The organism is Curtobacterium sp. MCPF17_018, assembly GCF_003234135.1.
GTDB lineage: Bacteria > Actinomycetota > Actinomycetes > Actinomycetales > Microbacteriaceae > Curtobacterium > Curtobacterium flaccumfaciens.
The window spans coordinates 1-19,419 of sequence record NZ_QKSJ01000018.1 but is presented as its reverse complement, the minus strand read 5'-3'; the positions used below and the strand labels follow the sequence as shown (position 1 = coordinate 19,419).

18 protein-coding genes are annotated in these 19,419 nt (G+C 73.3%); 4 read left to right on the top strand and 14 right to left on the bottom strand.

Annotated elements, in window-relative coordinates; genetic code table 11:
- Window positions 1–119: 119 nt before the first annotated feature.
- The 10 genes from DEJ27_RS16230 to DEJ27_RS16185 form a co-directional block, all read right to left on the bottom strand.
- Entirely contained in the window at window positions 120–854 is a 735-nt protein-coding gene (locus tag DEJ27_RS16230) for a zinc ribbon domain-containing protein (protein ID WP_110862241.1), read from the bottom strand.
- A gap of 2 nt (window positions 855–856) precedes the next feature.
- A complete protein-coding gene (locus DEJ27_RS16225; RefSeq protein WP_111091448.1) occupies window positions 857–1,702 on the bottom strand; it encodes a Nif3-like dinuclear metal center hexameric protein in 846 nt (281 codons plus the stop codon).
- 209 nt (window positions 1,703–1,911) lie between these two features.
- Window positions 1,912–2,991: a hypothetical protein gene (locus DEJ27_RS16220; RefSeq protein WP_111091447.1), complete on the bottom strand. Its 1,080-nt coding sequence runs from the start codon at window positions 2,989–2,991 to the stop codon at window positions 1,912–1,914.
- A gap of 107 nt (window positions 2,992–3,098) precedes the next feature.
- Window positions 3,099–3,704 (bottom strand): alpha/beta hydrolase, encoded by a 606-nt coding sequence (locus tag DEJ27_RS16215; protein WP_111091446.1) that lies wholly within the window; start codon window positions 3,702–3,704, stop codon window positions 3,099–3,101.
- A 49-nt stretch (window positions 3,705–3,753) separates the two neighbouring features.
- On the bottom strand, window positions 3,754–4,737 hold the full coding sequence (locus DEJ27_RS16210; RefSeq protein WP_181430181.1) for an AraC family transcriptional regulator: 984 nt from the start codon (window positions 4,735–4,737) through the stop codon (window positions 3,754–3,756).
- A 130-nt stretch (window positions 4,738–4,867) separates the two neighbouring features.
- On the bottom strand, window positions 4,868–5,281 hold the full coding sequence (locus DEJ27_RS16205) for an ATP-binding protein (protein WP_110862231.1): 414 nt from the start codon (window positions 5,279–5,281) through the stop codon (window positions 4,868–4,870).
- Entirely contained in the window at window positions 5,281–5,616 is a 336-nt protein-coding gene (locus DEJ27_RS16200; RefSeq protein ID WP_017886068.1) for an STAS domain-containing protein, read from the bottom strand. The genes DEJ27_RS16205 and DEJ27_RS16200 overlap by 1 nt, the downstream gene beginning before the upstream one ends.
- Before the next feature lie 91 nt (window positions 5,617–5,707).
- Entirely contained in the window at window positions 5,708–6,916 is a 1,209-nt protein-coding gene (locus tag DEJ27_RS16195) for a multidrug effflux MFS transporter (protein WP_258370389.1), read from the bottom strand.
- A 486-nt stretch (window positions 6,917–7,402) separates the two neighbouring features.
- Window positions 7,403–10,060 carry a phosphoenolpyruvate carboxylase gene (locus DEJ27_RS16190; RefSeq protein ID WP_110862227.1) on the bottom strand — a complete coding sequence of 886 codons (2,658 nt, stop codon included), beginning with the start codon at window positions 10,058–10,060 and terminating at the stop codon, window positions 7,403–7,405.
- A gap of 151 nt (window positions 10,061–10,211) precedes the next feature.
- A complete protein-coding gene (locus DEJ27_RS16185; protein ID WP_110862225.1) occupies window positions 10,212–10,904 on the bottom strand; it encodes a heme oxygenase (biliverdin-producing) in 693 nt (230 codons plus the stop codon).
- Window positions 10,905–10,988: 84 nt separating this feature from the next.
- Between DEJ27_RS16185 and DEJ27_RS16180 the strand changes: the two genes are divergently transcribed.
- Both DEJ27_RS16180 and DEJ27_RS16175 read left to right on the top strand, forming a co-directional pair.
- Window positions 10,989–11,834 (top strand): siderophore-interacting protein, encoded by an 846-nt coding sequence (locus DEJ27_RS16180; RefSeq protein WP_111091443.1) that lies wholly within the window; start codon window positions 10,989–10,991, stop codon window positions 11,832–11,834.
- 470 nt (window positions 11,835–12,304) lie between these two features.
- Entirely contained in the window at window positions 12,305–12,871 is a 567-nt protein-coding gene (locus DEJ27_RS16175) for a GIY-YIG nuclease family protein (RefSeq protein ID WP_110862220.1), read from the top strand.
- 28 nt (window positions 12,872–12,899) lie between these two features.
- On the opposite strand, the gene DEJ27_RS16170 is transcribed toward DEJ27_RS16175, so the two are convergent.
- The 4 genes from DEJ27_RS16170 to DEJ27_RS16155 all read right to left on the bottom strand — a co-directional run bounded on the left by DEJ27_RS16170 (window position 12,900) and on the right by DEJ27_RS16155 (window position 17,289).
- Window positions 12,900–14,450: a GMC family oxidoreductase gene (locus tag DEJ27_RS16170; protein ID WP_111091442.1), complete on the bottom strand. Its 1,551-nt coding sequence runs from the start codon at window positions 14,448–14,450 to the stop codon at window positions 12,900–12,902.
- A complete protein-coding gene (locus DEJ27_RS16165) occupies window positions 14,447–15,841 on the bottom strand; it encodes an alpha/beta fold hydrolase (protein WP_181430180.1) in 1,395 nt (464 codons plus the stop codon). Before DEJ27_RS16165 ends, DEJ27_RS16170 begins: the two co-directional genes overlap by 4 nt.
- A gap of 82 nt (window positions 15,842–15,923) precedes the next feature.
- Complete coding sequence (locus DEJ27_RS16160) at window positions 15,924–16,913, bottom strand: zinc-ribbon domain-containing protein (protein ID WP_110862216.1); 990 nt, start codon at window positions 16,911–16,913, stop codon at window positions 15,924–15,926.
- A 124-nt stretch (window positions 16,914–17,037) separates the two neighbouring features.
- Window positions 17,038–17,289 carry a DUF4287 domain-containing protein gene (locus tag DEJ27_RS16155; RefSeq protein ID WP_110862214.1) on the bottom strand — a complete coding sequence of 84 codons (252 nt, stop codon included), beginning with the start codon at window positions 17,287–17,289 and terminating at the stop codon, window positions 17,038–17,040.
- A gap of 154 nt (window positions 17,290–17,443) precedes the next feature.
- Between DEJ27_RS16155 and DEJ27_RS16150 the strand changes: the two genes are divergently transcribed.
- Window positions 17,444–18,556, top strand: a complete 1,113-nt coding sequence (locus DEJ27_RS16150) for an amino acid ABC transporter permease (RefSeq protein WP_111091440.1) — start codon at window positions 17,444–17,446, stop codon at window positions 18,554–18,556.
- Window positions 18,556–19,329 (top strand): amino acid ABC transporter ATP-binding protein, encoded by a 774-nt coding sequence (locus DEJ27_RS16145; RefSeq protein WP_111091439.1) that lies wholly within the window; start codon window positions 18,556–18,558, stop codon window positions 19,327–19,329. The genes DEJ27_RS16150 and DEJ27_RS16145 overlap by 1 nt, the downstream gene beginning before the upstream one ends.
- The last annotated feature ends 90 nt before the right edge of the window (window positions 19,330–19,419 follow it).

The window sequence follows — 19,419 nt, the reverse complement described above, 5'->3', positions numbered from 1 at the left end:
AGTTCGTGACCTCTCGGCGTGACGCGCGCGACGCGCGCGACGCGTTGCGACCAGCCCACCACGGACAGGAGGCGCGGTGCCAGCCGGCACCGCGCCTCCGGCCCGGACGTCGCTCGCGACTACAGCCCGGACTCGGCCGTCCGCACCAGGATCGCCTCGCTGTCGGGGCACAGCACCACGTCGTCGGGCGCAGCCCGGCGGATGGTCTGCAGGTCGGAGTTGTTGAGCGCCACGCCCGAGGCCGTCGACACGCCGCCCTGCAGCAGCGAGGCACCGAAGCCGTAGCGCGCACGCTGCCGGTCGTACAGGGCGAGCAGCTCGGCCGGCACCTTGGCGGCGACGTCGGCACGGGCCTGCTCGGCGGACTCTCGGTCGGCCGTGAGCCGGGCGATCTCCGCGTCGCGCTCGGCGACCAGGCCACCGCGGGCGGCCTCGACGTCAGCGAGCTTGGCCTCGACGTCACCGACCCGGGCGCGGAGCCCGTCGAGGTTCTCCATGATCTCGAGCTCGGCGGTCTCGAGGCCGCCGATGCGCCGCTGCAGCGAGTCGAGCTCGCTCTGCAGTCCGGCGGCGTCCTTCGCGTTCGCGACGTTCTGCAGCATCGTGGTGTCGCGTTCGACACGGGCCTGTGCCACGGCGGTGTCGGACTCCAGGCGGGCGAGGTCGCGCTCGGCGTCCTCGACCTCGCCGGTGGCGGCGACGAGTTCGCTCCGGAGCGCCGCGGCCTGCTTGCTCAGCTCGGTCAGCTGGTCGCCCTTCTGCAACGACGTGATGCGGTGGGCGATGCGGGTGACGTCGTTGTCGAGACGCTGGACGTCGAGGAGGATGACCTGGTCCTCGGGTGCTGCCTTCATGGTCAGGCTCCTTCTGTGGGGGTGGTGGGTTCGGCGGCCGGCAGGACGGCGAAGTCCCACGGGTCGGTGCGGAGGTCGCTCACGGTGACGCGGACCCCGGCCCGGCTGCGCAGCTGCTCCGCGGCCACGTCGAGCCAGAGCCACTCGGTGGCCCAGTGCGAGGTGTCGATCAGCGCCGGCCCGCCGCCGAGCAGCGCCTGTTCGCGGAACTCCGAGGCCGGGTGGTGCCGCAGGTCGCTCGTGATGTACACGTCGGCGTCGAGCACGGCGGGGTGGCCGAGCAGCGAGTCGCCGGCACCCGCGCACAGCGCCACGGTGCGGACGGGCTGGTCGAAGTCACCGGAGACGCGGACGCCGGTCGCGGTGGGCGGCAGCAGGTCGACGAGCTTCCGGGCGAGGGCGCCGAGGGTCGTCCCCTCGGGCAGCACCCCGACTCGGCCGATGCCCGTGTCGGGGTCGGCTCCGGCGTCGAGCGGGCGTTGCTCGGTCAGCCCGAGGCGGTCGGCGAGGACGGCCGAGGTGCCGGTCGTCACGACGTCGGCGTTGGTGTGCGCCGCGAGCAGGGCGCTGCCGCCACGCACGAGGGTCGCGAGGACACTGCCCTTGTAGGTCGACTCGGCGATCGTCGTCACCCCGCGGAGCAGCAGCGGGTGGTGCGTGAGCAGGAGCTCGGCGCCGAGTTCGACGGCTTCACGGGCGGTGGCCGGGACCGCGTCGACGGCGAGGTGCACGTGCTCGACGGTGGCGTCCGGGTCACCCGCGACGAGCCCGACGGAGTCCCACGACTCGGCACCGGCGGCGGGCCACAGGTCCTCGATCACGGCCTGGAGTTCGCGGAGCGTCGGCATCCCGTCAGTGTACCGAGGCGACCGCCCCGCACGGGGCAGCCGGCCCGTGTGGGGTGATCCGGGCCTCCAGGCAGTACGACCGGAAGCAGTGCGACCCGGAGCGATGCGACCGAAGGCCATGCGACCGGAGGCGGTACGACCGGAGGCGGTGCGACCGGAGGCGGTGCGACCGGAGGCGGTGCACCCGACGGCGCCGTGGCCGCAAGCCGTCAGCGACGACCGAGCAGGCCGAGCAGCCGGTCGACGAGTCGCGACCACCAGCCGGCCGCGGCCGGCTCTGCCGCCGTGTCGGTGTCGGCTTCTGCCGCGTCCGCGACGGGGGCCGGGACGACGGGTGCGGCGACGGCGTCCGGCAGGACGACCGGCGTGCTGGCGGTGACGCCCTGGTGCGCGGTGAGCGCGGCGGCGAAGGCCGCGCGGTCGATGACCGTCGGCCCGGTGGCGGGCAGGACGAGCGGGGTCGGTCGTGTGGCCGCGGACACCGGGGACACGGCCGGGAGGCCCAGCACCGGCCGGACGGGTTCGTCGCGTTCCGGGGTGACGAGTTCCACCACCGGTGCGGCTTCCGGTGCGGGTGCCTGCTCTGCTGCGGGGACGCTCCGTGCTGCGCGGGTCGGCACCGGGGCCGGTCGGGTGACGAGCGTCACGGGCGCGGTCGCTGCGCGGCGGGCTGCGGCGCGGTCGCGGCGGTCCGCCTCGGCGGCGGCGTCGGTCAGCAGGTCGGCGAAGACGGTGTGGGCGAAGGCGCGGGCGGCCGTCACCTCGGGGTCGTCGGAGTCGGCGACGGTGGCCTCCCACGCGGCGAGGCGAGCGAGGTCCTCGTCACGGCGGCGGACCTCGTCCTCGAGCAGGACGATGCGCTCGATGCTGCTGCGGCCCGTCGACGAGGACATCTCGACGGCGAGGTCCTCGATGCGGAGGGCCAGACGCTCCGGCGGCTCCGGGAAGGACGGGGCGCAGACAGCGGCGTGCCGGGCGCGGTCGCGGCGGAACGCGGGGGCGGCGGGCGCCGACGGGGTCGTCTCGTCGGCCGGTGCCGGGGTGGCGGCGTGCGCCGGGGCGGTCGTCGCGGTTGTCGCGTCGGCGGTCGGCGCTGCGGCCGTCGCTTCGTCGGCGGTCGAGGTGCTGATCGCGGCGTGTCCGGGGCGCTGCACGGGGCCGGTGACGGGCGGGACGACGAGGTCCGGAACGTACGGGGCACGGGTCGCCGGTGCGTCGCGGAGCCACTCCTCGAGCTCGCGGCCGAACGGGTCCACGAGCGGGGTGCGTGCGCCGGACTGGGTCTCCATGTCCGAAGGATAAATATCGCGCGGGACGAAACGCGGGACATCCGCGGTGTGTCGCTGTACCGCCTGCCATATCGGAGCGGAGTTGAGCGGCGTGTCGCGCCCCGTGCTCACCGAGGTGGGCGGAGGCCGTCCTCGAACGCCCGTAGCAGTTCCCGTCCCGCGGACCAGGCACCGACACCACTGGTGACGTTCACGTGCCCGAGGGCACCGACACGGACGACGTCCGCGCCCATCGCGTCGGCGAACACGACGGCCCGGTCAGCGCTGCAGTACGGGTCGTCGTCGCTCAGGACGAGGCGCGTCGGGATCTGCTGGGCCGGGGGCACCGGCCGCGGTGCCACGAAGCCCGCGGCCTCGGCCGGGAACGCGTCGCCGAGCGGGTCGGGCGGGGCGACGAGGAAGGCGCCGTCGACGAGCGTGGGAGCGTCCACCGTGGTGACGAGCCAGTCGGCGACGGCCAGGACGCCGAGGCTGTGGGCGATGAGGACCGGGGGCTCCGCGCACGAGGCCACGGCCGTGGCGATCGCGGCGCGCCAGTCGTCGGGGTCCGGGTCGCTCCAGGAGGTGGGGGCGATGCGGACGGCGGCGCGGAGCTGGTGGTGGCGGTCGCGCTCGTCCTGCTGCTCCCCCTCCCGCTCCCAGACGGACTGCCAGTGGTCCGGCTCCGAGTTCCAGATGCCGGGGACGATCACCCACGGTCGCGGTCTGCTCACCCGGGCAGCGTAACGAACCGGCGAGGCGCGATCCGGAGTGTGACGTGCGTCAGGGCTGCGGGACCGCGCCCCGGGGCTGCTGCAGCGTGTCGCGCGGGTACTGCCCGAAGCGCGACGCGTACGCCGCCGAGAACCGGCCGAGGTGCGCGAAGCCCCAGCGCAGCGCCACGCTCGCCACCGTCAGGTCACCCGCCGACGCACGCCGGAGTTCCTCGTGCACGCGGTCCAGGCGGATCCCCCGCAGCAACGCGTTCGGCGCTGTGCCGACCTGCCGCTGGAACGCCTGCTGCAGCCCCCGGACGCTCAGGCCGACGTGCAGGGCGACGTCGGTCGTGGTCACGGGCGTGTGGGCGAAGGCGTGCATGAACTCCACGGCCTCGCGGACGCGGCCCGTGGCGCCCTGCGGCAGCCCGACGTCGGGGGCGATGGACTCGTGCGGGAACGTGTCGAGGAACGCCAGCGCGGTCTCGCGCACGGTCTCGGCGAGGGCCAGCTCGGTGAGCGGTGCCGGGCCGAGCACGATCGCTGCGGCACGCTGCACCCGGGCGTTCCAGGCGCGGAGGTCCTCCGGCCGGGGCGCCGCGGTGTGGTCGAACACCAGGGGGCCGGGCCGGGTGCCGTGCACCTCGGCGGCGACGCCCTCCAGGTACGTGCGGTCGAACTGCACGAGGCTCTGGCGGATGTCCTGCAGGTCGAACGCGAAGGGGCGCCGTGTCGGGAACACGCGGGGCGTCCCCGGTGCGAAGTCGACCTCCTGGCGACCGACGTCGACGCGGCCACCGCCGTCGGAGGTCCACATCACGACGTACTCGTCGGGGACCTCGACCTCGCCCTGCATCCGCCCGTCGAACCGGGTGGAGCGGAACGTCATCAAGTCATCGCCGACGACCTGGAACCGGTACGCGAACGGACGATCGGTCCGGGACGCCGAGAACCCCGTGCTCTCGTAGGCCTCTTCGTACAGTTGCACGGCCGCGTCGAGTCCGGCGCCGGACGTCTCGAACCGGATCCGGGGATCAGGCTCGACAGTCATCGCGCGAATCGTGACACGGTGTCCAGGATGCGCGGCAATCGGCGATCCGTCATTGCGGTTTACGGCCCACGGAGTGCGCTGGGCGGACGACCGGGGCGGATCCGTCGATGCGTGACGGCCGTGCTCCCGCTCAATGCCGGGAGCGCAGCACCGTCCAGCGGTTCCGGTCGGCGACGCGTTCGTACCGCAGATCGTCGACGACCATCCGGACGAGGGCGAGCCCGCGACCGCCTTCGGCGAAGTCGTCGGGCAGCACGGCGGCATCGGGATCCACCGTCGCCGCGACCCCGTCGTCGGAGAGCAGCGCCTGGAAGCGCTCGTCGCCGATCTCGAGCCGGAGTTCGCACGAGACGCCGTCCGCACGCGCGCCGTGCTCGATGACGTTCGAGGTGAGTTCGACGAGCGCGAGTTCGAGGGCCATCCGGTCCTCGGTCGCGACCGACGGCTCGTGCTGCCACACGCCCGCGAGGAAGTCGTGCACGGCGGACACGTCATCCGGGGGGCACGCCAGTGCGAGCATGTGCTCGGCGACGGGGGCGGTCATCACCAGTCGGTCACCGCGGCGTCCCCGTCGGGGTACGTCCGCAGGATCTTGTCGATGTTGGAGAGCTTGAGCACCATCTGGACCTGTTCCGACGGTGCCGCGATGCGGAGGTCGCCGCCGGCCTGCCGCGCGGTCTTCAGGCTGCCGACCAGGGCGCCGAGGCCGGAGGAGTCCATGAACTCGACCCCGGAGAGCTCGACCACGAGCCGCGAACGCCCGTTGCCGACGATCTGCGCGACGGTCTCGCGGAACGTGGGCGCGGAGACCATGTTGAGCCGGCCGCTGCACTCCAGGACGGCGGTGTCGGTCTCCGCCTCGTGTACGACGATGTCCATCTCGGTGGGTCTCCTCAGATCGGTGCGCCTTGCAACCAGCAACCTACCGGCTCAGACCCTCAGTTGTGGGACCGGTTTCGCCGCGTCGCCCTCAGTTGTGGGACCGGTTTCGCCGCGTCGCCGTCACCTGGACCACCACGGCCGCGGCCATCAGCGCTGCCATCACCCCGCCCATTGCCAGTGCGGTGCCGCCGAGCGCGCCGGCGAGTGGGGTGCCGAGACCGCCGATGCCGAAGGTCAGCCCGCCCTGCAGGGCGGCCGCGGTGCCCGGGTGCGCCGCACCGACGTGCTGGGTGCGGGTCATCGCCGACGGCAGGACGAAGCCCCACGCGGCCGTCACGACCGCGAGGGCGCACCACACCGGCACGGCCCCGAGTCCGAGGAACGCCGACACGAACACGGCCGTGGCCCCGACCGTCCCGACGACCAGGCCCAGGGTCAGCAGGGCGTCTTCGGTGAACCGTCCGACGAGCCGACCGAACAGCAGCGTCGTGACGATCATCATCGACGCGTTCGTGGCGAAGACCAGCGTGTACAGGCCCGCGGAGAACCCGAACTCCGACTGGAACACGAACGAGCTCGTCGCGATGTACGCGAAGAACCCCACCGTCGACAGCACCCCGCTCAGCACGTAGGCCCGGAACCGCGGGATCGCCAGGAGCTCGCGGATGCGCCGCCCGTTGGCCGCGAACCCGACGCCACCACGACGCTCCGGCGGCAGGGTCTCGCGGAACCGCAGCACCACGGCCACGAAGAACACGGCGCCGAGCACGGCCAGCACGACGAACATGAGCCGCCACGTGCCGACCGTCAGCACCGCTCCCCCGACCAGCGGGGCCACCACGGGTCCGATCGCGTTGATGGCCGCGAGCGTGCCGAACACCTTCGCCATCCGGGTGCCGCTCGTCACGTCGGACACCATCGCCCGGCCCGCCACGGCGCCCGCGGCACCGGCGAGTCCCTGCGCAACGCGGGCCACCACCAGCGTCACGACGTCGGGGGCGAGCGCGCAGCCGACCGACGCGAGGGCGAACAGGGCGGTCCCGACGACGAGCATCGGCCGACGACCGATCCCGTCACTCACCGGTCCGACGAGCAGCTGGCCGACCGCGAAGGCCACGAGGAACGCCGTGAGCGACAGCTGCACCGCGCCGGGCGTGGTGCCGAGGTCGCGCGCGATGGCCGGGAGTGCGGGGATGTACATGTCCGTGGCGAACGGCGACACGCCGACGATGAGCGCCAGCGGCACGATCGGGGGCAGCACGGTCGTCGTCGGTCCCAGCCTGCGCTCCGTCGTCACCTCGGACACGCTACGCGTCCCCGAATCGATTCGACAGGCACTTCGTGAGCAGCCACGGTCGGGTCGCGGTGCCGGAAGCGACCGTTGCTGCTCACGAAACGCGGCCTGCGACGTGCGCGCGGACGGACGGGAGGCCCGGTGCGGCCCCGCCACGGGCCTCCCGTCCGGCGCGTGAGTGGTCACGACAGCCCGCTCACGTCCGCCGAGTGGTCGCGTTCCGTCGCTCGGCGACGGCGCAGCCGACGGTTCGTGACCTCTCGGCCGGGGCCTCCCGACGTGTCGTGACCACTCGGCGGAGCGGCGGCGTGAGGCGCGAGTGGTCACGACACCCCGCTCACGTCCGCCGAGTGGTCGCGTTCCGTCGCTCGGCGACGGCGCAGCCGACGGTTCGTGACCACTCGGCGGCGCGACCCGGGACGTGCGCGCGGACGGACAGGAGGCCCGGTGCCAGCTGGCACCGGGCCACCTGTCCGTCGGTCGGGGGCGTCAGCCCGTGTTCTGCAGGCCGGCCGCGATCCCGTTGACGGTGAGCAGCAGGAGCCGGTGGTCGGCGTCCGTCGGGTCCGTGCTGCCGGACGTACGGATGGCGCGCAGCGCACGGAGCTGCAGGTGCGACAGGGCGTCGACGTACGGGCTGCGGAGGCGCACGGCGCGGGCGAGGACGGGTCGGTCCTCGAGCACGTCGCTGCCGCCGGAGACGCGGAGCACCCAGTCGCGGGTGCGGACCATCTCGTCGAGCACCTTCGCGGCGAGGTCGTCGCGGTCGGCGAGCTCGAGGTACCGGCGGGCGATGTGCTCGTCGGTCTTCGCGAGCGACATCTCGACGTTCTTGATCATCGCGGCGAAGAGCGGCCAATCGGCGTACGCGGCGCGGAGCACGTCGACGTCGCCGACGGCCTCGAGCGCGGAGCCGAGCCCGTACCAGCCGGCGAGGTTGATGCGCGCCTGCGTCCACGAGAACACCCACGGGATGGCGCGGAGGTCCTCCAGCGACTCCACCGACAGGCCACGACGGGCCGGGCGGGAGCCGAGGGGCAGCAGGCCGATCTCCTCCATCGGGGTGACCCGGGCGAACCACGGCGCGAAGCCGTCGGCCTTGACCAGGTCGTAGAAGGCGACGCGCGAGACGTCGTCGAGCTGCTGGGCGAGGTCGGCGAACCGGGCGGCCGCGGCGGCGGTGCGCGCCTCGTTCGACGGCGACGACGCGAACAGCGTCGCCGAGGCCATCTGCTCGAGGTGGCGGGCGGCGATGTCCTGGTCGCCGTACTGGGCGAAGATGACCTCACCCTGCTCGGTGAGCTTCAGGCGACCGTCGATCGACCCCGGCGGCTGCGCGAGGACCGCCTCGTTGGCGGGACCGCCACCGCGGCCGAGCGAACCGCCCCGGCCGTGGAACAGGGTCAGCTCGATGTCGTTGTCGCGGGCCCAGTCGGCGATGCGGGCCTGGGCGTCGTACAGCGCCAGGTTCGCGGACACCGGGCCGACGTCCTTCGACGAGTCCGAGTAGCCGAGCATGACCTCGAGCCGACGGCCGGTCGCGGCGAGGCGTCGCTGGAACGCCTCGGTGCGGACGGCCTCGTCGAGGATGTCGACGCTGGCGTGCAGGTCGGCGAAGGTCTCGAACAGCGGGATGACGTCGAGCACCGGCGCGGCCTCGGCGGATCCGAGCGCGGCGACCGCGAGTTCGTGCACGTTCGCCAGGTCCGCCGGGGACTGCGTGAAGGACACGATGTACCGGTTCGCCGCACGGACGCCGTAGCGGGACTGCAGCCCGGCGATCGTGCGGAACACGGCGAGGACCTCTTCGGTGGTCTCGCTCAGTTCGCCACCGGCGCGGATCTCGGCGAGGGCCGTTCGGTGCACCTGCGAGTGCTGCCGGACCTCGAGCTCGGCCAGGTGGAACCCGAAGGTCTCGACCTGCCAGACGAGGTTCTGCAGCTCGCCGTTCGCCGGGCGGATGGCACCGGCGGCGATGAGCGACGCCTGGATGGTGCGGAGGTCGGCCAGCAGCGCCTCGGGGCCGTCGTAGGCCAGCGGTGTGGTGCCGGTCCGGGTGGCGTCGATGCGCGCGGCGACGAACAGGAGCGCACGACGGTGGGTCTCGTTCGGTGCGCGGACGCCGATGCGCTCGGCGATGCCCGGGTCGAGGGACTCCTGCGCGGCGACGAGGGCGGTGAGGCCGGCGTCGGCGGGGGTGTCGCTCGCGTCGAGGGTCAGGGCGCTGCCGATGCGGGTGGTCGCGCGGGCGAGGCCGAGCAGGATGTGCTCCGCCGCGATCTCGGCGGCCTGGCGGGTGACGTCGGCCGTGACGTGCGGGTTGCCGTCGCGGTCGCCGCCGATCCAGGTGCCGAACCGCACGAACGCGGGCGCGATCACGGAAGCGCGGCCGGCGTCGTCGCCCTGCAGCCGGTCGTCGAGCAGGCGGTAGACCTGCGGGACGATCTCGAACAGGGTCTGGTCGAACACGCTCATCGCGGTGCGGACCTCGTCGAGCGGGGTCGGCCGGGTGGTGCGGAGCGGCGAGGTGCGCAGGAGGGTCGTGATCTCCTCGAGCAGGCGGCGCTCGTTCTCGGCGCGGGCCATCGCGTTGCGGGCACGGTCGCGCTCGTCGATGAGGTCCGTGATGCGGCGGACACCCGTGGTGACCGCGCGGCGGCGGGCCTCGGTCGGGTGGGCCGTCAGCACCGGGTGGAACCGCAGGGTGCGGAGGCGCTCGGCGGCCTCGGCCTCGCCGACCTCGGCGACGAGCTCGGCGTAGGTGGCGGGGAACGAGTCGCCGGCCACGCCGCCGTCGTCACCGCGCTGCCGGAGGACCCGCACGCGGTGGTGCTCCTCGGCCAGGTTGGTGAGGTGGAAGTAGGTGGTGAACGCCTGTGCCACGGCCTCGGCGCGTTCGGCCGACATGCCCGAGACGATCGCCTGGGCACGCGCTGCACCCTCGGCGTGGTCGCCCTCGTAGGCGTCGATCACGGCGGCGCGCAACGACTCCACGTCGTGGAGCAGTTCGTCGCCCCCGTTCTCCCGCAGCACCCGGCCGAGGAGGTTGCCGAGGTACCGCACGTCGGCGCGCAGGTCACTGTCGACCGCACCGCTGACGTCGTCCCGCGCGCGCTCGTGGCGTGCAGATCCGTCGATCGCCGTCATGGAGTCCTTTCCGGGTCGTCCGGGAGGCTGGTCCCGGGTCCCAGCAGCGTATCGGCACCCGGGGGCGCATGACGTCGACCGTCCGGACGGACGCGAGGCCGGGGCCGGGGCCGGGGCCGAGGGGCTCTGCGCGGGGACCGCCGCTGTGCGGTCAGGCCGTGACGGCGGCGACCGACGTGTCGCCCGGCTCCTGACGGAACGGAGCACGGCGGGCGTCGAGGCCGGCGAGCAGCCCACGGTTCAGCTCGTAGGCGAGCTCGACCTCGGCGATCACCCGCTCCTGCTCCTCGGCCGTCCAGGGCGCGGCGTCGAGCTGGGCCCGGTAGGTGTGCTCGAAGTCGCTCGGGTCGGCGACCTGGTCGAAGATGTAGAAGAGGACGCCGTTCGTGTCGAACCCGAACCGCTCGGCCAGCACCTGCCCGATCACGTGCCCGCCGGACACGTCGCCGAGGTACCGCGTGTAGTGGTGTGCCACGAAGCCGCCGGGCCACTCAGCCGCGACCTCGTTGAGGCGTCGCACGTACGCGGTCGTCGCGGGCAGCGGGCACACCAGTTCGGACCAGTCCGGGCCGATCAGGTACTCGAGGTCGGCGCGGATCGCCGGCATCCGGGTGAGCTGCGCGGTGACGAACGGCGCCGCCACGGGGTGGTCGGCCATGCGTTCCGCCGCCCGCTCGAGCGCGTCGTACACGAAGGCGTACTGTCCGAGCAGGTCCGCGTAGTCGGCGACGTCGCAGTCGCCGCCGAGCAGGTCCTGCATGAAGCCGCTCGTGGCCGAGGCACCGTGCGAGCGCCGCGTGCGACGCCGCAGCAGCTCGGAGAACGGGATGACGGTCGAGTCCATGAGGTAAGGCTAACCTTAGTGCCGCGCGCGTCAAGCAGGGATCACCCAGGTGGCGCCGAACCCGCGAGAGGAAGCTCCCCCACGATGAGCTCGAAACCCAAACGCCCCCAGCACGTCTTCGTCGTCGACCGCACCGAACGGCTCTCGCCCCACATGGTGCGCGTGCACCTGGGCGGCTCGGCCTTCGAGGACTTCGTCGCCCAGGCCGACCCCGACCGGCTCGGCTCGACCGACAAGTACGTCAAGCTCCTGCTCGCGAAGCCGTCGCTCGGACTCGTGCCGCCGTACGACCTCGAGGCCCTGCGCGAGACCCTGCCGAAGCACGACCGCCCCGCCCGCCGCACCTACACGGTGCGTGCGGTCGACCACACCACGCGGACCATCGCGATCGACTTCGTCGTGCACGGCGAGGAGGGCCTCGCCGGTCCCTGGGCAGCGTCTGCGCAGCCCGGCGATCGACTCGCCCTGTCCGGGCCCGGTGGTGGCTACGCGCCGACCCCTGACCCGGCGGTCACGCACGTGCTGCTCGGCGACGACAGCGCCCTGCCCGCGATCGGCGCCGCACTCGAGTCGATGCCCGGCTCCGCCGTCGGCGTCGCCCTGGTCGAGGTGGCCGGGCCCGCCGACGAGCAGGACATCCGGCACCCGGCCGGGGTCGACCTGCGGTGGCTGCACCGGGACGCCACCGGCGCCCAGCCGGGCACGCTCCTGCTGGAGACGGCCCGCGGGCTGCCGCGTGCCTCCAGGCCGGTCCAGGTCTTCGCGCACGGCGAGCGGACCGCGATGAAGGCGATCCGTCGGCTGCTGCAGGACGACTGGGGGCTGGAGAAGCGCGAGATGTCGTTGTCGGCGTACTGGGCGCTCGGTCGCGGTGAGGACGAGTTCCAGGAGGAGAAGCGCGAGCCCGTCGGGGTGATCTTCACCGACTGACGGCGGCCTGCGTGCCCGTTCCTTCCCAGAGCGGGTGCGATGGCTGGTGGGAACGGGCGTACCTGGTCGGAAGAACGGACCAGGTACGCCCGATCTTGGCCGGTACGCCCGGTTCGACCAGGTACGCCCGGTTCCCGCAGGTACGCCCGCTCTTTCCCAGAGCGGGCGCGATGGCAGGTAGGAACGGGCATACCTGATCGGAAGAGCGGATTAGGTACGCCCGATTCGACCAGATACGCTCGATCCGACCAGGTACGCCCGGTTCCCGCAGGTACGCCCGCTCTTTCCCAGAACGGGTGCGATGGCTGGTAGGAACGGGCATACCTGGTGGGAAGAACGGACCAGGTACGCCCGATTCGACCAGGTACGCCCGATTTGACCAGGTACGACCGATTCGACCCGGTACGCCCAGCGCGCGCAGCGGCCGGGAGGCCCGGGGCACGTCGGTGGGTCGGGCTAGCGTTCGGCGCATGGTCACCTCGTCGTGCTGCGTGCCGGGTTGCGCGGGCGTGCTCGCGGACGGGCTCGCGGGCGTCCCCCTGTGCGGCGCGCACGTCGCGTTCGTCGCCGACCTCGCCGCCGAACACTCCGGCATCGAGGACACCCTGCCCGGACCGTGCCCGGCGTGCGGTTCGCGGATCGGGGTGCGGTTCCCCTCGGGTGCGGTGTGCGCCCGGTGCGAGTGGCGCTGGGGTGACGTGCCGGACGGCGACCTCGCTCCCCCTCGGGTCGACGTCGTCTACTACCTGCGGATGCGCGACGACTTCGGCGACCGCATCAAGATCGGCACGACGATGAACCCTCGGCAGCGGCTCGCGGCGATCCCGCACCAGGACCTGCTGGCGTTCGAGCGCGGTGACCGGACCCTCGAACGCCGCCGGCACGCAGCCTTCGCCGCCAGCCGGTACCCGGGCACCGAGTGGTTCCGGGTGACGCCGGAACTCCTGGCCCACGTGGACGCCGTCGCCGCCGGGGTCGACGACCCGTGGGACCTGCACGCACGGTGGACGAGCGAGGCGCTCGCGCTGCGGGGCTGACGCGCGACCAGGCCGTCGGGGCACCTGCTCAGGCGGCCTGCAGCATGCGGTCGGCGGTGCGGAGCGAGAGCGCCATGATCGTCAGCGCCGGGTTCGCGATGACCGCGCTCGGGAACACCGAGTTGTCGGCGATCCACAGGTTCGGGACGTACCACGAGCGGCCGTCCCGGTCGACGACGGAGGTCTCGCGGTCCGTGCCCATCCGCGCGGTGCCGATGGTGTGCGCCGTGCGTTCGAGCACCCGGACGTCCTGCCCACCGGCAGCCTCGACGATGGTCGTCATCGTGCGGACCGCGTGACGACGGATCGCTTCCTCGTTCGAGCCCGGGGTGAACGAGACCCGGGCACGCGGGACACCGTGCTCGTCGAGTTCGTCGGTCAGCTCGAGGCGGTTGTCGTCGTACGGCAGGCACTCGGCGTTGATGCCGACGCCGGCCGAGAACGGGTAGTCCTGCAGCGCCCGGACGAGCTCGGTGCCGCGGAGTCCGCCACCCCGGACCAGCGAGGTCGCGAAGGTCTGTGGCTGCACGCCCAGGCTCTGGATGAGGTAGCCGCCCGCGAAGTCGGCGTCCGCCGGTCGGACGAAGTCCTCGGTGATGATCGACGACGGGTACCCGCGGTACGAGCGCATCGACTCGTCGAAGCGCGCCCACACCTGGGTGGCTCCGTGCGCGGTGAAGTTCCGGCCGACCTGTCCGCTGCCGTTCGCGACACCGGTGTGCAGCAGCAGCCGCGGCGTCTCGACACCGCCCGCGGCGAGGACGAGGGTCCGGCAGCGCTGGCGGTGCTCGCGCCCGTCGGCGGTGTACAGGACCGCCTCGACCCGTCCCGCCGCGTCGAGCTCGATGCCGTGCACGAAGGACTCCGGACGGATCTCGGCACCGAACGCCACGGCGGCGGGCAGGTAGGTCGTGTCCATCGACACCTTCGAGCCGTTGCGGCAGCCCTGGTGGCACGAGCCGCAGGACACGCAGGCCTGACGCAGCCCGTGGTGCTCCTGGTGCCGGTCCTCGGTGGTCAGGCCGACGGGGGCGTCGGTCGCGGTGATCCCGGCGGCCGCGGTGCCGCGCATCATCATGTCCGACGAGGCGTTCCGGGCCGGCGGGCGCATCCGGTAACGGCGGGACGGGTCCCACGGGTAGTGCTCAGGGCCGGCGACGCCGACGTCGTGCTCGACCTGCTCGATCCAGCCGGTGAGTTCGGCGTGGCTGATCGGCCAGTCCTGCCCCGCGCCGCTCTCGGTCCGCAGCCGCAGGTCGTGCTCGCTCGGCCGCGGGGTGAACGCGCCCCAGTGCAGCGTAGAACCGCCGACGCCCGTGCCGCTGTTGTTCGGGCCGAAGGCCGTGGGGGTCCCACCGCCGCTCAGCCGCTCGTCCATCCAGTTGATGTCACCGGGGGCGGCGACCTCGTCCGGCACGTGGTCGCCCGGCTCGGTGTTGCGACCGGCCTCGAGCGCGACGACCGTCAGGCCACGGCGGGCCAGCGATGCGAGGAGCGGCGCTCCCCCGGCCCCGGTGCCGACCACCACCACGTCGATGACGTCGTCCGTGCCGTACGTGCGTTGTCCGTCGAGTCTCATCGTGCAGCTCCGGTCGTCGGTGCGGTGTCCATCGTGCCGGCGGTGCCGGCGGTACCGGGGCCGGCGGGGGCCTCGGGTTCCCAGGCCTCGCGCTCGCCCGCCGCGAGCAGCTGGAAGCCCTGCTTGCGGACGCCGTCGCCGCCGTTCGCGTAGCCGTCGAAGTCGATGGCGGCCAGGGTGGCGGGGTGTGCGAGCCAGTGCTTCACGAGGTCGACGCTGGCGTCCTCGAACCACGCGCGCAGCTGCTCGGCGTCGAGATCGCCGTCGGCGCGGTACCGCCCGGCAGCCACGGACTCGAGGGCCTGGTCGAGCACGCCGTCGCGGGCGGGTGCGGCGAGCACGTCGAGCGCGGCACGGTAGGCCTCGGCGTCCACCGGCAGGCCGTCCGGCCGCCAGCCGTCGCCGAGCCCGGCGGCCAGCTGCGCGTCGACCCGCAGTGCCAGGTCGACCTGGTCGGTGCCGGGCTGCGGGACGACGATCCGCGCGACCGCACGCAGGGTGTCCAACTGCGTCGGCATCAGGGCGTGGGGTGCGGCCGCCGGGTCGTCGGGCAGTGCCCGCTGGGCCAGCAGACCTCGGGTCCGGGCGCTGACCCGCGGTGAGGCGATCACGCGGGCGTGCTCCACGGGGACGACCGGCGACCCCGTGACACGGCGCTGCCAGAAGTCGCGGATGCGCTCGGCCACGGCCTCGGGCTGTTCCCAGGGCAGCAGGTGGGCTGCGCCGTCGACGACGTGGAGCTCGCTGTTCGGCCAGTGCGGCAGGGTCAGGCGGCGCTGGGCGTCGGCATCGAGGTCGCCGTCCTCGGCGCCGGCGAGCACCAGGGCGGGCACCGGGTTCGGTGCGGCGTCCGACCAGTCCTCGCGGCTGCCGCGGGACAGCCAGTCCGTCCAGGCTGCCGGGTCGGTCCGCTCGACGTCCTGCACCGCCGCGCTGTGCCGCGAGGGCGCCAGGGGTGCCGCGGTGTTGGCGGCGACGAACTCCTCGGCGTCCTCGGCGCCGATCGGGCCACCCGCAGCCCATGACAGCATCGTCCAGCGGCGGTCGTCGTCCATCGGCTCGGGAGCGAGCGGGGACGCGGCGAGGAGCACCACGGCTCGCAGCCCGAACAGGCCGTTCGCGCCGGAGATCGTGCGGTCGGCCACCACCGTGGCGACCTTGCCGCCCATCGAGTGCCCGAGGAGCATCCACTCCGTCGAGCCGCTCGCCCCGATCGCGCGCTCCACCAGGACGGCCATCTCCTCGACGGTGGTGCCGGACGACGCCGGGCTGCGACCGAAGCCGGGCAGGTCGATGCCGATCAGGTCGAGGTCGCCGACGAGTTCGGCGCGCAGCAGCGCGAACTCCTCGGAACTCGCGCCGAGGGCGTGGAGACAGAAGACGGTGGTCACCATGTATACCTACCCGTCGCTCGCGACCGCTCCCAGCCGGGTCGTACCCCGTCACGCCGCGCCTGTCCCCCGGTCGGCGGCGTCACCGGGTGTACGCGTCGACGAACAGCGCGCCCCGGAGCTCGCGCAGGGTGTCCGCAAGCCGCTCGACGGTCCGCCCGGAGATGCCCGAGACCTGCAGGTCGTACGGGCCGAGCGCCGGCAGCCGTCCGGTGCGGATGCGGACGACCTCCCACCCCACGGCACGGACGGCGCGGTCCTTTCTGCGGTCGGTCTCCTGCCGGGGGCCGACGTGCTCGAGCCCGTGCCGACCGGTGGAGTCGTACTCGATCGCGACGCGGAGCTCGGGCAGGATGATGTCCGGCCAGGCCTCGACGTGGTCGAAGAACGGGCGGTCGAGCCGGATCGCGGAGTGGTCGTAGGTGAACGCGAACCGGTCGGACAGCATGCCTCGGAGTTCGGCTTCGACCGCCGATGCCGTCGCCGGGGCGCAGACGCTCGTGAACGACTCACCCGACGGCAACCGCGGGGTCTTCGGGCAGATCGTGCGGGGAACGGACTGGGCGGCCCGACGGGGTGCCCCAGCGGCCGACCCGGCGGACCCGGCGACGGGCCGACGGGACCGGGCACGGCTCGACGCAACGGCGCCGGCCGGGACCCCGCGGACCGGAGCCGCCGGCAGGGTCTGTCGTCCGGTACTCCGGACGACCCGCTGCGGCACGGGCACCGCCTGGGGCCAGTCCGACGGCAGCACCGGCCACCGCTGCGGCTGGGCCTGCACCGCGCACTCGGGGCACCAGACGGAGCGGCGGCGCTCACGACCCGGGCGGGACCGCTGTTCGGAGGGCGTCGCGACGAAGACGTGCCCGACGTCGCACTCCCAGGTGAGCAGGACCTCGGCCGCCGGGGGGACCTGGGTCAGGACAACGCCGTGGTTCAGGTCGGGGTGGTACTGCCTGATGAGCACCGGGTACGGCGCCCAGTCCGCGCGGAACTGTCCGACGGCGTACGGCACCGCTTCGCCGCGCGACCACTGTCGGCGGCGCCACCACGCATCGACGGGTTCGGCCACGCCACCACGCTAGGAACGACCACCGACACCCGCCGCACCACGCAGCGCGGCCGACACCCGCCGCACCACACAGCGAGCAGCGCGACCGACACCGCCGCGGCACCACGCAGGGACGCGCGACCGCTCAGGGGGCCAGCGCGTGCTTCACGTAGGCGACCAGGGCGTTCGCGTGCCCGTGCCCGAGGCCGTGCTCGGACTTGAGCCACCCGACGACCTCCATGTGCTGGTGGTCGTCGAGCCGGTCGGCGACCAGGTCGAGCCACTCCTGCACCGGGCGGCCGTACGTCGTCTCGATGCTCGGGAAGTACGACGCCGGACCCTTCACCTTGGTGCCGTCCGCCGGGGGTGCCGGGGCGGTCACACGATGCGCTGTCATGGCGCAACGGTAGCGCTTCGTCGGCCGTCACGGAACGTCACCCAGGACACCGTTCTGTGACGCCGCGTTGCGCCGGATGGCCGGGTGTTGCGTCGCGTGGCGGGGTGTTGCGCGACCCGTTGTCGGCGCCGCCCAGGCCTCCTACGGTCGCGACATGACCGACACCACCAGGGCCCCGCAGCGGGAGGCGACCAGCGTCGACGACGGGGGTCGACCGCCCGAGGCGGGACGCGCCTCCAGGCCGACGTCCGCGACCATCGTCGCGGCCGGACACGCCGCACTCGACCGCCCCGTCGTGCCGCTGCGCCACCCGATGCGGTGGATCGCCGCGGCCCTCGTGCTCGTGGTGCTGCTGAACTTCGTCGAGACGCTGTTCACCAACGAGCAGTGGGGCTGGCCCGCCGTCGGCAAGTGGCTGTTCAGCCCCGCCGTCCTGACCGGACTGCAGCTGACGCTGACGGCGACGGCGCTGAGCGCGGTGATCAGTTTCGCCGGCGGTGTGGTCGTCGCGATCGCACGGCTGTCGCGGAACCCCGTGCTGTCCGGGCTCGCCTGGGGGTACGTCTGGCTGTTCCGGTCGGTGCCGCTCATCCTGGTGCTCGTCTTCCTGTACAACCTCGGGTCGCTGTACCCGACCATCGGCATCGGGATCCCCTTCGGTCCGCAGTTCCAGGTGCCGACCGCCAACGTCCTCGGCGACCTGGCGATCGGCGTGATCGGGTTGAGCCTCAGCGAGATCGCCTACGCGTCGGAGATCGTCCGCGCCGGCGTGCTCGCCGTCGACCACGGGCAGCACGAGGCCGCACAGGCACTGGGGCTCCCCCGCCGCCGCCAGTTCGTGCGGGTGATCCTGCCGCAGGCGCTGCGGTCGATCGTGCCGGCGTTCGTCAACCAGGTCGTCGGACTGCTGAAGGCCTCGTCGCTGCTGTTCTACGTCTCGCTGCTCGACCTGTTCGGCGTGGTGCAGAACCTGTCGAGCACCTACCCGACGGACATCATCCCGCTGCTCGTCGTCGCCACGATCTGGTACCTCGTGCTCACCAGTGCGGTGTCGATCGTGCAGTACCACGTCGAGCGGTGGACGGCCCGAGGCTCGGTCCGGGCGCTGCCGCCGACACCGTGGCAGCGGGTGCGCACCGCCGTGCGTCGCGCTTCCGGACGTGGGTCGGGACGGCCTGGAGGCCCGGATCACCCCCGGCAGGCCGCCTCCGCAGCGCGCGTGGTCGCGTCCGGCCCCGGTTCCACCATCGACGACAGGACCGTCTGATGAGCGCAGCGATCAGCATCCACGGGGCCGTCAAGGCGTTCGGGGACAGCGTCGTCATCGACGGCATCGACCTGTCGCTGCCGTCCGGCAGCGTGACCGTCGTCCTCGGCCCCTCCGGTTCCGGCAAGTCCACGCTGCTCCGGGCGATCAACCACCTCGAACCGCTCGACCGCGGGGTCGTCACCGTCGGCGACGAGCCCATCGGCGTCCGCCTGCGCACCGGCCGCGACGGCGTACCCCGCTGGAAGGAGCTGCCCGAGCGGCACATCCTGCGGCAGCGGTCCCGGATCGGCTTCGTGTTCCAGCACTTCAACCTGTTCCCGCACCTCACCGCGCTCGAGAACGTCGCCGAGGGGCCGATCGCCGCCGGGGTCCCGCTCGCCACGGCCCGAGCGCGGGCACGGACCCTGCTCGATCGGGTCGGACTCGGCGACCGCGGCTCGGCCCGCCCCCGGCAGTTGTCCGGCGGGCAGCAGCAGCGCGTCGCCATCGCCCGGGCCCTGGCGCTCGAGCCGTCGGTGGTCCTGCTCGACGAGCCGACCTCGGCGCTGGACCCGGAGCTCGTCGGCGAGGTGCTCGGGGTCATCCGGGGGTTGGCGGACACGGGCACGACGCTCGTCATCGTCACGCACGAGATCGCCTTCGCCCGCGAGGTCGCCGACCACGTCGTGTTCCTCGACCACGGGCGGGTCGTCGAGCAGGGGCCGCCGGCCCAGGTGCTCGACCACCCGCAGCACACCCGCACGCGCGACTTCCTGTCCCGCGTCCGCTGACCCCTGATCCCCGCACGCACCCCCCACCCCCCCCAAGGAGAACCATGTCCACGCTCACCCCCTCCCCCTGGCCCACCCGCCCTGGCCTCC